General features: G+C 55.4%; 11 protein-coding genes and 1 riboswitch. All 11 genes read right to left on the bottom strand.

The window, feature by feature from the left end:
• Positions 1 to 356 (bottom strand): hypothetical protein (locus GXP58_09525; GenBank protein ID NOY53844.1); only part of this gene is annotated, 356 nt, incomplete at its 3' end.
• Positions 337 to 708 (bottom strand): 30S ribosome-binding factor RbfA, encoded by a 372-nt coding sequence (gene rbfA, locus GXP58_09520; GenBank protein ID NOY53843.1) that lies wholly within the window; start codon positions 706 to 708, stop codon positions 337 to 339. The genes rbfA and GXP58_09525, both read right to left, overlap by 20 nt.
• Positions 709 to 735: 27 nt before the next feature.
• Entirely contained in the window at positions 736 to 1,017 is a 282-nt protein-coding gene (locus GXP58_09515) for a DUF503 domain-containing protein (GenBank protein NOY53842.1), read from the bottom strand.
• Between the two features lie 78 nt (positions 1,018 to 1,095).
• Positions 1,096 to 3,618, bottom strand: a complete 2,523-nt coding sequence (gene infB / locus GXP58_09510) for a translation initiation factor IF-2 (protein ID NOY53841.1) — start codon at positions 3,616 to 3,618, stop codon at positions 1,096 to 1,098.
• A gap of 8 nt (positions 3,619 to 3,626) precedes the next feature.
• Positions 3,627 to 4,190: a DUF448 domain-containing protein gene (locus tag GXP58_09505; protein NOY53840.1), complete on the bottom strand. Its 564-nt coding sequence runs from the start codon at positions 4,188 to 4,190 to the stop codon at positions 3,627 to 3,629.
• Positions 4,191 to 4,212: 22 nt separating this feature from the next.
• The gene (nusA, locus tag GXP58_09500; GenBank protein NOY53839.1) at positions 4,213 to 5,802 is read right to left on the bottom strand and encodes a transcription termination factor NusA; all 1,590 of its coding nucleotides are present in this window, start codon (positions 5,800 to 5,802) and stop codon (positions 4,213 to 4,215) included.
• A gap of 27 nt (positions 5,803 to 5,829) precedes the next feature.
• Positions 5,830 to 6,282 (bottom strand): ribosome maturation factor RimP, encoded by a 453-nt coding sequence (locus GXP58_09495; protein NOY53838.1) that lies wholly within the window; start codon positions 6,280 to 6,282, stop codon positions 5,830 to 5,832.
• A 167-nt stretch (positions 6,283 to 6,449) separates the two neighbouring features.
• On the bottom strand, positions 6,450 to 9,560 hold the full coding sequence (locus GXP58_09490) for a S8 family serine peptidase (protein NOY53837.1): 3,111 nt from the start codon (positions 9,558 to 9,560) through the stop codon (positions 6,450 to 6,452).
• A gap of 193 nt (positions 9,561 to 9,753) precedes the next feature.
• A riboswitch (cyclic di-GMP riboswitch) is annotated at positions 9,754 to 9,830 on the bottom strand.
• Between the two features lie 355 nt (positions 9,831 to 10,185).
• Positions 10,186 to 11,382: a pyridoxal phosphate-dependent aminotransferase gene (locus GXP58_09485; protein NOY53836.1), complete on the bottom strand. Its 1,197-nt coding sequence runs from the start codon at positions 11,380 to 11,382 to the stop codon at positions 10,186 to 10,188.
• 77 nt (positions 11,383 to 11,459) lie between these two features.
• The gene (gene coaD / locus GXP58_09480; protein ID NOY53835.1) at positions 11,460 to 11,957 is read right to left on the bottom strand and encodes a pantetheine-phosphate adenylyltransferase; all 498 of its coding nucleotides are present in this window, start codon (positions 11,955 to 11,957) and stop codon (positions 11,460 to 11,462) included.
• The coding region (rsmD, locus tag GXP58_09475) for a 16S rRNA (guanine(966)-N(2))-methyltransferase RsmD (protein NOY53834.1) at positions 11,954 to 12,454 on the bottom strand (501 nt) is incomplete at its 5' end. The genes rsmD and coaD, both read right to left, overlap by 4 nt.

Raw genomic sequence — 12,454 nt, 5'->3', positions numbered from 1 at the left:
CCGTCATGATCGTCGGTCAGATGATGGTCGATCACCACCACCTTCGGATCGGCGCCGTCCTCCACCTTCAGACCGGATCGCTCCAGTCCCCCGCAGTCCAGGACCACCACCAGGTCCGTGTCCGCGGGCAGACGGTCCGACCGCTGAATCCGGTCGGCGCCGGGCAGAAACGCAAAGATCTCGGGAACGGGGTCCCGGTTGACGATCCGGACTTCCTTGCCCGACAGATCCAGGAAACGAGCCAACGCCAGTTCGGAACTCAACCCGTCCCCATCCGGGTTCACATGGGTGGTGAGCAGAATACGATGGGCGTCCGCCAGGACCTGCCGTACGCGTTCAAGATTCCCCGTCTTCATCCTCGTCCTTTCCATTGTGGAGGGTGTGCAGGAGTTTTTCAATGTGCGCGCCGTATTCAATGGAGGGGTCCAATTTAAAAATCAACCGGGGGATCGATTTGAATCGGAGGACATGAAACAGTTCACTGCGGATGTATCCGGCGGCACGGTTCAAACCGTCGAGGACTTCGTCTTTATCCATCCCGCCCGGCAAGACACTGAAATATACTTTTGCCGTCTTGAGGTCCCGGGCCACGTCCACGTCGGAAATGGTTACATGCCGCACGCGGGGGTCTTTGACTTTCCGTAACAAAACCTGCGAGATCTCGGAAATCATGAGATCGGAAATCCGTTCCATTCTCGGAGAAGACATCATCCATATCCTTCATATCCTTGGCCGTTACATGATTTCAAGCTGATGACCCGCCAGGTCCGCATCACGAAACAGTTCCAAAAAGCTCAAAACCTTATCCAGCGCACTGTTGATCTTTTTTGCATCATTGCCGATCATGGCCACACCGATCAAGGCCCGCTGATGCAGATCATGATAATCTACTTCCGCCACGGAAACATTAAACTTATTTTTCACCCGCTCCTTGATCGATTTGACAATGCTCCGTTTCCCCTTCAGAGAAGTACATCCCGGAAGATATAAATCAACGATCAAGGCACCAACGTGCATACCCGAACTCCCGCCCCTTCAACCGGACCTGTTCCAACAAACCGGTACGCGTCATGTCCCTTCTTCAGAATAGCGCAACTATAATTTGGCCGCCACCTTGTCGAAGGTATAAAACTCAATAATATCCTTCGGCTTGATGTCATTGTAATTTTCGATGGTTACCCCGCACTCATAGCCGGTGGCAACCTCTTTGACATCATCCTTGAAACGTTTCAGGGAGGAGGCTTTCCCTTCAAAAATGACAACGTTGTCCCGAATCAGACGAATATGGGCGGATCGTTCCAGGGTCCCGTCCAGCACATAACAGCCTGCGACATTGCCGATCCGGGAAATGGAAAAGACCTCCCGCACTTCGGCACGGCCTAACTGCCGCTCTTTCAGGATCGGTTCCAGGAGTCCTTCCATCGCCTTTCGGACATCATCCGCCGCATCGTAGATTACATTGTACAAACGAATATCCACATGCTCGGCATCGGCCAGCGACGCAGCCTTCGGTTCCGGACGAACATTAAAACCGATAATCACGGCATTGGAGGCGGTCGCCAGATTCACATCGGTTTCGTTAATTCCTCCGACCGAACCGTGGATCACTTTCAGCTCCACGGCACTCGTACTCAGGCGCTCTAAAGTATCGGAAAGGGCTTCCACTGACCCCTGCACATCCCCCTTGATTATGATGGGAAGTTCCTTGACCGCCCCCTGCTGGATCTGTTGGAACAGGTCGTCCAGCGTCAGCCGATGCCCTTTGGAGAGCGCCGCCTCCCGCATCCGGGTGGAACGCACCATGGCAATCTGCCGGGCCTTCCGTTCTTCTTCCACCGCCACAAACGTCTCTCCCGCCATCGGCACACCGGAGATCCCGAGAATTTCCACCGGAACGGAAGGTCCCGCAGAGGTAATTTTTTTCCCCCGGTCATTCAACATGGCCCGGACCTTCCCGGCAAACCCGCCGGTCACAAAAGGATCCCCGACTTTGATCGTCCCGGATTCCACCAGCACCGTTGCCAGCGGCCCCCGCGTCTTATCCAGCCGGGCTTCAATGATGACACCCCGCGCCAGGTGCTGAGGATCGGCTTTCAACTCCATCATGTCCGCCTGAAGCAGGACCATCTCCAGCAGAGAATCGAGACCGATCTTTTTCTTGGCGGAAACCTCCACAAAGATCGTCTGTCCCCCCCACTCCTCGGGGACCAGTTTGTGCTCGGCCAACTGCTGCTTGACCCGATCCGGGTTTGCATTCGCCTTATCGATCTTGTTCACCGCCACCACAATCGGAACCCGGGCGGCCTCGGCATGATGGATCGCTTCCACGGTCTGCGGCATCACACCATCGTCGGCAGCCACCACGAGGATCACGATATCCGTCACCTTCGCACCCCGGGCCCGCATGGAGGTAAAGGCCTCATGGCCGGGCGTATCCAGAAACGTGATCTGCCGGTCTTTCAGCTTCACCGTATAGGCGCCGATATGCTGGGTAATTCCGCCGGCTTCATCGCCGACAATGTTGGACTTCCGGATCTCATCCAGCAGCGAGGTCTTCCCATGATCAACATGCCCCATGATCGTAACCACCGGAGGACGGGAGACCAGATTCTCCGGATTGTCCTCCACCTCTTCAATCAGGGCATCATCCGATTCCAGGGAAACGGCCTTGACCTCGTAATCGTACTCCGCGGCGACCAGGGAAACGGCTTCCAGGTCCACCGGCTGATTCACGGTCACCATGGAACCCATTTCCATGAATTTCATAATGAGATTATTCACCGGCAGATGCAGCTGTTCCGCGACCTCCTTGACGGTGGTCGTCTCATCCCAACGAATGAGGCTGCCGGTCTCTTCCACAACCGGCTGTTCCTGTATGACCTTCTCCCGAGCCTTGGACTTCTCGGCCCGGGTTTTCTTCTTCGGCTTGACCCTGAGTTTCTTCGGGGTTCGGCGAACCTGCAGCTCCAGCATCTGGCTGGCACTGATCTTTTTCGGTTTCTTCAGTGCACCGCGGTCTACCTTCTCCGTCTTGAGACTGATCTTTCCCTTCTTTCCCTTGGCCTTCTCCACCCCCGCCCGGGCCCGGTTCTGTTTCTCTTTTTTGACCTCTTCTTTTTTCCCTTTCTTCTTCTCTTTCTTCTTGAGCTTTTGTTTTTCTTTTTCCGGCTCGGCAGGAGCCTTCGCCGCCGGCTCTTCTTTCGGCGGCTGGACCTTCGGTGCCTTCACGGGAGGCGCCTCAACCACCGCTTCCTGCGGGGTCTCCGGGATCGGCGCCGGCGCTTCCTTTTCCTCAACCGGAGGGACCGCGTCTTTCACCGCCGCCTTTTCAGGTTCTGCCGAGATTCCCTCGGCAGCAACTTCGGGCTCCGGGACCTTTTTCCTCTTCCGGCGGACCTTGAATTCCACCTTCGGTTTGGGCTTCTTCCGGGCCTTGGATGCCTTCAGTCCTCCTGTGGAGGAATACTGCTCCCGCACCTCTTCCGCCACCTCATCCGGAACCACGGAGAGATTACTCTTGATCTCAGGATTTGTTTTCTTGAAGTATTCCAGGAGTTCTTTCGAGGCAATCCCGATCTCCCTTGCAACTTCATGGACCCTCAGTTTTTTATTCCCCATAAAACGTTTCACCCCCTACCGGCACAAAAACCATCCACCCAATCGATCCACCGGATCAGCTCCAGACTCGCCCGCTCGTCAAGTACCCCAAGGACCGGCTGGGGTGCTTTCCCAACGGCCCGTCCCAGACGCTCACGAGAGAAGAATATCCGCAATGGAATATTTTTTCGCTCATAACCGGCACGCTTTTTCGAAGACTCCTCTGCCAGGATGAGCAGATAAACCTCCCCTTGATGAATCCTTTTTTGTATCGATTCACGACCGGCGACAATCCGGTTCCCTTTCCGCAATACGCTCAGAAACGACCGGATCTTATTCTCCAGCACACCGCAAATTTTTTCTTCCAGCCCCGCAAGCTCCGAAGCCGGCACCGGGCTGCGCAAGGCACGGGAAAGAAGATTTTTCCGCACGGCCTTTTGAAGACAGGAAGGCCTGCTGCACAGATAGACACCCCGCCCCGGAAGCTTCGCCTTGAGATCGGGAACCAGCCGACCATCCGGCGACTGTACAATCCGGATCAGTGCCGTCTTCTCGAAGGCCTCGCGGCACCCGATACAGGTACGATGCGGCACTGCCCTCTTGCCTGGAGTCACTTTAAGAAACAACCTCCTCGTCCCTCTGTGTGGAGGTCTCCTCCGAATCCGTTTTTTCTCCGACACCATCCGACTCCGGCCCGGAGGCATCCTCTTCCGCAGGGACCTTCTCTTCCGGCAAGGCTGCATCCTCCGGCTCCGAAGCTTCCCCGGCCGGGTCCTCCTGTGTACTCCCGGATCCCGATTCTTCTTCGGTCCGGGTCGCCGCTTCCTCCGCCTCCTGCTCCGCACGTGCAGCGGCTTCTTCGGCTTCCTGCTCCGCCCGGGCCGCCTCTTTCGCTTCTTTCTCCGCCCGGATCGCCGCTTCCTCTTCCAGTATTTTTGCGAGTCCTACGGCTTGTTGGATAATTTTTTCGGCTGTTTTTTCCCCGATCCCGGGAACGGCCGATAATTCCGCCGGAGTACTCCCGGCAATCTCCGCCACGGAGGCAAAACCTCCTTCATGGATGGCCTGCGCCGTTTTTTCACCCACGCCTTCCAAACGGGCAATCTCTTCCAGAGCACGGGCACGGGCGGCAATTTCCGCCTCGGCTTCCTTCTGCTGATCCAGCAGGGCCTGCTGATACTCGGTCTCACTCATGATATTGATCTGATGATTCGTCAGTTGCGAGGCAAACCGAACATTCTGCCCTCTTCTGCCGATGGCCAGGGAAAGCTGACTCTCTTCCACCACAACCAGCGCCGATTTGTCTTCTTCGTTAACGGCAATCCGGGAGATCGCCGCAGGACTTAAGGCCTTTTCGATCATATCCCGGGTCACGTCGGTATACTCAATAATATCAATCTTCTCTCCCCGCAGTTCCTGCACGACCGCCTGCACCCTCGACCCCTTGATCCCGACACAGGCCCCGACGGGATCGACATTGGAGTCATCGGAAATCACGGAGATCTTCGCCCGCTGCCCCGGCTCCCGGACAACTTTCGTGATTTTGACGATCCCTTCATAAACCTCGGGAACCTCAACGGCAAAGAGCTTGATCAGATATTCCGGGTCGGTCCGTGAGAGAATCACCTGAGGGGTCTTACTCGAATCCTGCACCCCTTTGATCAAGGCACGAATCCGGTCCCCCCGGTTGTAACGTTCACCCGGGATCCTTCCGCCATGCGCCAGAATCCCCTCGGCTTTGCCAAGATCCACCACCAGGGCCCCCCGCTCCATACGCATCACGATCCCGTTCACCGTCTCACCGATCCGGTTGCCGTATTCTTCGAGGATCACCTCCCGCTCCGCCTCTCTCACCCGCTGGACGATAATCTGTTTGGCCGTCTGGGCGGCAATGCGTCCCAATTCAACAACATCGAGACGAACGGCAAATTCATCCCCGACCTCGATCGTATCATCGTATTCCTGCGCTTCGGTGAGGAGAATCTCGCGGTGTTCATCCTCCACATTCTCCACAACTTCCCGGAAGCGGTAGGCCTCGATCTCGCCCTTTTGCATGTTGACCTCGACCTCAATATCCTCATCTTCGCCATACTTCTTCTTGGCTGCCGTCGTAATAGCGGTCTCAATCGCTTCAACGATCGTCTCTTTGGGGATATTCTTTTCTTTGCCCAGGATATTGATGATCTGGATCAGATTCGGTTCCATGATATTCTCCTTAAAGCTCCTTTCCGCTTAGAAATCGACCTCCAGGCTGGCCCGTACCACTTCCTGCAGCGGGATCTCTACCATCTGTTCCGGTGAGACCTCCAGTTGCAGAATCCCCCCGGAAACGCCCCGGTTGACCCCGACGAAGGTTTTCCGGTCGGAAATCTTTCGGACCAGTTTCACCTTGATCCTGCGGCCGGAATATTTCCGATAATCCGCCTCATGACGCATGGGACGGTTGATCCCGGGAGAAGAGACTTCGAGACGGTAACTTCCCGGAACGACCTCTTTAACATCCAGCAGGGTTTCCAGTTCGCGGCTGACCTGTGTGCAATCATCCAGGGTGACCCCCTCCTCCTTGTCGATAAAAATCCGGAGGAGCCCCTGCCCGGCCTGACTGTATGTAAGATCAAACAATTCAAGTCCCAAGCCGTCAAGAATCGGCTGAACCAGCGCCCTGACCTTTTCCGTAACGTTCATCTCTTTAAAACAGCTAACCTCCGTACCATAAAAAAAGGGCTCCTTAAGAGCCCACTTTTTATTAGTGAACTGAATTTTGCCGAAAAATACCACAGGGCTTCTGAAAAATCAAGCAAAAAAAGCCCCACACCATAAAGGTGCAGGGCTTTTCTGAGGGCGGGTTCCGTTCAGGACCGGAACCGCTTGTGGCCGAGTAAAACGCTAAGACGCCGCGTTGCTGGAAAACCGAGCGGCAGCAGGAGAAGAACAAGATCGATCAATCCATTTTCCGGCGGCACCGGCTGCGTGGAGAGAGCGCACCCACCGCTTCCGCCGCCCCCACCGCCTCCGCCGCCTCCGCCGGAGGAAACGGAGGGACTTTCGGCCGCCACCGGAATCCCGATGTAACCGGGATCGCTGATGGAACCATCCGCCACACCGTCGTTATCTCCGGTTCCACCGTCGGTCAGAACAAACTGCAGGGTATTGCCGTTAATGACCGCATCATACCGGGCATAATTCCCGTTTCCATCCTCCTTCCAGTATTCGGCATTCGAAGGAAGCACGGCGGAAGTCTTCAGGGTCATCGTCACAGCGGCACCGGGCTCAAGCCCGCTTACCTTGAACTGTACCCCGCCATAAGGAAAATCGATATTCCGAATGTCGGCTTCCGCCCGGGGCCGGGCGATAAAGAGAACATCTTTCAGACGCGCACCCTTTCCGAGAATCAGCGAGAGGGCGCCGGACCCCGTTAACAGGGTCGCCGTATTCGCATCGAGCCGGTCGGGAATTCCGTCGCCGTCCGAGTCCAGATCCCCTTCGTTTATATCAAGGGCGCCATCATTATCGGAATCGGTATCAAGGGCGTCGATGATTCCATCCCCGTCGGTATCCAGCGGAAGATCACCCGTCCCGAATTCCTCACCATCGGAGATCCCGTCTCCATCGCTGTCCGCAAGGTTCGTGTTCAAACCGAACCGTGCTTCAAGCTGATTCGAAAGACCATCGCCGTCGGCATCCCCGACGGGACCGTCGGAGTCGTCGCTATCCCTGTAATTCGGGACCCCGTCCCCGTCGGAATCACCGGTCCCCTCGGAAAGGTCCGTTTTGCCGTCATTGTCGGAATCCGTATCCAGGGCATCATAGATCCCGTCTCCATCGGTATCGAGAGGGGTTGCGTTCGGGCCGAATTCCGTCCGGTCATCGATCCCGTCATTGTCCGAATCAACCCGGTTCGGATAGAACATGTAGGTAACCTCCAGCGAATTGGAAAGACCGTCTCCATCCTGGTCGCCGGAGGGCCCGTCGCTGTCGTTCATATCGACATAATTTGCAATACCGTCGTTATCATCGTCGCCCGTTCCTTCCTCTGCATCCGGACGTCCGTCATTATCGGAATCGGTATCAAGGGCATCGATGATCCCATCACCGTCCGAATCGGAGGCAAACTGCCGGGGACCGTATTCCGTGAAATCGTCGATCCCGTCGTGATCGGAATCAACGTTGTTAACCGCCATTCCCGCCTCATATTCCGTCAGATTCGACAGACCGTCTCCATCCAGATCTTTGGAAGCATCGGAAGCATCGGTCGGATCCAAGTGATAAGTGACCTCAAAACCGTCGGAGAGGCCGTCCCCATCGCTGTCTTTGTTCACAGGAGAGGTGCCGTCCCGGTACTCCTGCAGATTGGTGAGCCCGTCACCATCGGCATCCGCATTCGCATCGGAGGCATCCAAAGGATTCAGCCCGTACCGGCTTTCAAAACCGTTGGGCATGCCGTCCCCATCGGAATCTCCGTTCGAAAGCGCTGAGACCAGATTGTTCACATTCAGACGGCCGCCGGTCACGGTCTTTCCCGTCAGGGATGCAATGGGATCAACATGATTCAGGATCTGGTCCTTCAACTCCTGGTAGGTCAGATTGGGAAAAACGGAAAGAGCCAGGGCCGCAGCCCCGGTCACGAAAGGGGATGCCGCCGAAGTCCCGCTGAAATAAGCATAGTTCCCGCCCGGAGCTGTCGTATAAATGGAAGAACCGGGTGCTCCGAGATCGACGGTCGTCACCCCGTAATTGGAAAAGGAGCTCAACAGATCGTTTCTGTCGGTGGCGGCCACGGAAATAATGTTCGGAAGATCATAATTGGAAGGATAGTGGGAAGAGAGATCGGTATTCTTTCCGCTGTTTCCGGCCGAGGTCACCACTAAAACACCGGCGTTTTCCAGATCACGAAAGGCCGACTCCAGTGCGGCGGAATAGGAAGTACCGCCCCAGCTGCAATTCACGACCCGGGCCCCTTCCTTGGCGGCATATTCGAGTGCGGAAATCGCATCGGCCACGGTCCCGTTCCCATAGGAGATGAACTTCACCGACATGATCCGGACATTCCAGCAGACCCCGGCCACGCCGACACCGTTGTTTCCCACCGCACCGATGACTCCGGCGACCTCCGTCCCGTGCCGGTCTTCGCTCGCCCCGTCATAGGTCGTAGCATCATTGTGATTGAAATCCCAGCCGTGTACATCATCAATAAAGCCGTTTCCGTCATCATCGATTCCATTCCCGGGAATCTCGTTCGGGTTGGTCCAGATATTGCCGGCAAGATCGGGATGGGTGTAGTCGATCCCTTCATCGACAACCGCCACCACAATAGAAGAGGAACCGGTCGATTTGTCCCAGGCCTCGACGGCATCGATATCGGCATCATTCGTCCCGCCGCCTGCGCCGGTGTTCTGAAATCCCCACTGGTTGGAAAAGGAGGAATCATCGGGGATGCTCGTGGTGTGGACGATATAATTGGGTTCGCTGAAAAGGACCCCCGGCACCTTCCGCAGGATCCGCTCCGCCTCGGCAACACTCCGGGTTTCAGGAAGCCGGACAAAAGCGAGGTGATTCCCCATCAACATCCGGACCACGGTCATATCATGATCGGCCAGGATTTCCGTCAGTTTTGCCGGGGAAACCTTCGATGCAAAACGGACCAGGATCTCATGCTCGACATAAGGTTTCGCCTTGGGGCGTTTACCCGCCGCAGCCGTGTCCCCCGGATTCTTCCTCAAATCCACCTGCAGGGTTTCCGGGGCCGGCGGAACAGATTCTTCTTTCCGGGACGAATCGACTCGGGTCCGGTCTTTCATGGAAGAGACCGGAGTTTTATGCCCCAGGTTTACGGCATCAACATTCAGGGAGGAATCCTCGTTGTGTCGCACCGTATTTAATGATGGAATCAGCAGAAAAGATAAAAGGAAGAAGGCCAGAAACAACAACCCGATCTGTTTTATTTTGGTGACTGGTTTTTTCATAATGCCCTCAAAAAAAATGCCGAACCTCAAGAAGCAAACAGGTTCGGCCTCGCCACAAGCATCAAAAAAATAACCGAACCTCAAAGAGCAAACAGGTTCGGCTTCGCCACAAGCAAAAAAAACGCCGAACCTCAAAAACAAACTTGGTTCGGCTGATCCGGATCTTACAATACCATTTATTGCAAGAACTTACTTCGGTAGCCCCTCGACCTGGATACCAGGCAGGTAGCTTTGCGCCTCACCCTCGCGGATGGTTTGCCTTTGTCGGTAAATTTACCGTCAAATATCGATGTCTGTTACAAGTTTCTTCCCGGCATCACCTCCCGGATCGATCCGATTTCATCCTGAATAATTCAACAACCCCACCCGGCTCTCCCGCTCGTCCTGACGAACAGGGTATCCGAGGAGGTTCTTCTATCTCCGTATAACTTCATTATAGGACCGGCCTCCCGTGCCGTCAAGAAAAAAATTGTAAATTTTTGGCTATTTCAGCCTTTATCCGGCTTATCCCTCGTAAATACACAGAATCACAGTGAATATACACAAAATAATAAGTTAAAGAGAGTAAAGCAAAGAAGGAGCCGGAGGACTCATAAACGGATAAACGGGAGCAAAACGACGGGAATCACTTTAAATTACGGAAAGACTTGTCGATACGGTCCATCCCTTTTTCGATCATTTCCATGGATGTCGCGTAAGAAAGCCGGATATAGTCGTCATCTCCGAAAGCGGAACCGGGGACCACGGCCACCTTGGAGGAATCGAGAAGATAGGCCGCAAGATCAAGGGAAGACCGGATCAAATGATTCCCGGCTTTTCTTCCGTAAAGTTTGGAAACCCTCGGAAAGACATAGAACGCCCCCACGGGCATAAGGCAGGAGACCCCTTCCATGGCGTTCAGACGTTCCACAATATAGTTTCTCCGCTTCGCGAACTCGCCGGTCATCATCGAGACCGCCTCCTGGGGACCGGTCAAGGCCTCCTCCGCCGCCTTCTGGGCAATGGAATTCGGGTTCGACGTGCTCTGACTCTGAAGGGTTCCCATGGCCCGAATGATATTCTCCGGACCGGCCGTCCAGCCGATCCGCCAGCCCGTCATGGAGTGGGATTTAGAAACCCCGTTGACCACAAGGGTCCGCTCGCGGACGGCATCACCGACCTCGGCAATGGAACAAAAGACAAAACCATCATAAACCAGCTTTTCATAGATCTCGTCGGAAATTACATAAAGATCATGCTCTACGATCACCTCGGCGATCTCCTTCAGATGATCCAGGGAATAGCCGCACCCGGTTGGATTGGAGGGACTGTTCAGGATGACCGCCTTGGTCTTGTCCGAAATATTCGCACGCAAAAGCTCCGCAGTAAGTCGGAAACCATCCTCTTCCCGGGTCCGGACGATCTTCGGACGGGCATCCTGCAAAATCACCTGGTCCGGGTAGGAGACCCAGTAGGGCGCTGGAATGATCACTTCATCTCCCGCCTCAAAGAGGGTCTGGGCGATATTATAGAGGGAGTGTTTGGCCCCGCAGGAAACAATCACCTGAGAGGGGGCATAATCGAGACCGTTGTCCCTTTTCATCTTCGCACAGACCGCCTCTTTCAGTTCCAGCGTTCCGGAAGCCGGCGTGTACTTGGTGAACCCATCGGCAATCGCCCGGCGAGCGGCATCCTTGATGTTTTCCGGCGTATCGAAATCGGGCTCACCGGCACCGAAACCGACCACATCCACTCCCTGTGCCCGCAATTCCTTGGCCTTGGCGCTGATCGCCAGCGTAATGGAAGGTTTTACGGAACCGACACGATTGGCTAAAGATTTCATTTGATTCTCTCCTGAACATTTGATCCGCTGAATTACCGGGATCTTCGAAGGGAGCCGGCCCGGCAAAAACCGGCCAGCTATTTCCTTTTCCGTTTCAATTTTCGTTCCACTGCTTCGGGGACCATATCCTTGAGGGATCCACCGAGTTGAGCCACCTCCTTGATGATACTGGAACTCAGATACGTATACCGGGCGCTCGGCATCAAAAAGACCGCTTCAAAATCGGCATCCATCTTCCGGTTCATCAGGGACAACTGAAATTCATATTCAAAATCGGAGACCGCCCGCAGGCCGCGAATCACGGCGACCGCCTTCTTCTCTCGGACATACTCTACCAGCAGCCCCTGCAGGATATCGATCTCCACATCGGAACGGCCTGTCAGAACCTCCCGGATCATCTCCACCCGTTCGTTCAGCGCAAAAAAAGGCGCCTTGTTCTCACTGGGCGCCACCGCAATGATGATCCGGTCGAAGATGCGGAGCCCCCGTTCGATGAGATCGACATGACCGTTGGTGATCGGGTCGAAGGTGCCGGGATAGACGGCGATTTTCTCTCTCCTCTTCCCTTTGGTCATTTCCCCGCCTTCCGGTAAAATGAAAAGATCGTATCCCCAACCCTCTTTTGACGTACCCGCACCAAAGAACCCTCCTGTTCCGGCAGGAGACGCCTGCGGTCGTGTTCCGCCACCAATACTCCTTCTGCGGCGAGCAGGCCTTCCCGATCAAGCAGCGAAATCAAACCGTAAGCCTCCGGGTCCCTGTACGGCGGATCGAGGAAGATCACATCAAAGGATCTGCCCTGCTCCCGAAAGAGATCAAGGCTTTCCGCCCCGTCCAACCGGAGAGCCGTCACCCGATCATCAAGTCCGCAGCGTGCCAGATTCTCACAAAGCAGGGCAAAGGTCGCCGGGTCTTTCTCCACCAGGACCACCTCGGAGGCCCCCCGGCTGGCCGCTTCCAGACCGATACTTCCCGACCCGGAAAAGAGATCGAGAAAAACGCCCCCTCGCACCCGGTCTCCGAAAATATTGAAGAGGGTCTCCTTGGCACGGTCCGAAGTCGGCCGGACGCT

This window comes from Deltaproteobacteria bacterium (assembly GCA_013151235.1).
GTDB lineage: Bacteria > CG2-30-53-67 > CG2-30-53-67 > CG2-30-53-67 > CG2-30-53-67 > JAADIO01.
Note: the sequence above shows the minus strand (reverse complement) of the source record. Positions and strands in the feature narration are given on the sequence as shown.

Excerpts from the sequence above, each read along its gene's own strand:
- GXP58_09495 (NOY53838.1), bottom strand. The coding sequence starts at position 6,282 with ATGAACGTTACGGAAAAGGTCAGGGCGCTGGTTCAGCCGATTCTTGAC.
- infB (NOY53841.1), bottom strand. The coding sequence starts at position 3,618 with ATGGGGAATAAAAAACTGAGGGTCCATGAAGTTGCAAGGGAGATCGGG.
- rbfA (NOY53843.1), bottom strand. The coding sequence starts at position 708 with ATGTCTTCTCCGAGAATGGAACGGATTTCCGATCTCATGATTTCCGAG.
- GXP58_09490 (NOY53837.1), bottom strand. The coding sequence starts at position 9,560 with ATGAAAAAACCAGTCACCAAAATAAAACAGATCGGGTTGTTGTTTCTG.
- GXP58_09515 (NOY53842.1), bottom strand. The coding sequence starts at position 1,017 with ATGCACGTTGGTGCCTTGATCGTTGATTTATATCTTCCGGGATGTACT.
- GXP58_09485 (NOY53836.1), bottom strand. The coding sequence starts at position 11,382 with ATGAAATCTTTAGCCAATCGTGTCGGTTCCGTAAAACCTTCCATTACG.
- nusA (NOY53839.1), bottom strand. The coding sequence starts at position 5,802 with ATGGAACCGAATCTGATCCAGATCATCAATATCCTGGGCAAAGAAAAG.
- coaD (NOY53835.1), bottom strand. The coding sequence starts at position 11,957 with ATGACCAAAGGGAAGAGGAGAGAGAAAATCGCCGTCTATCCCGGCACC.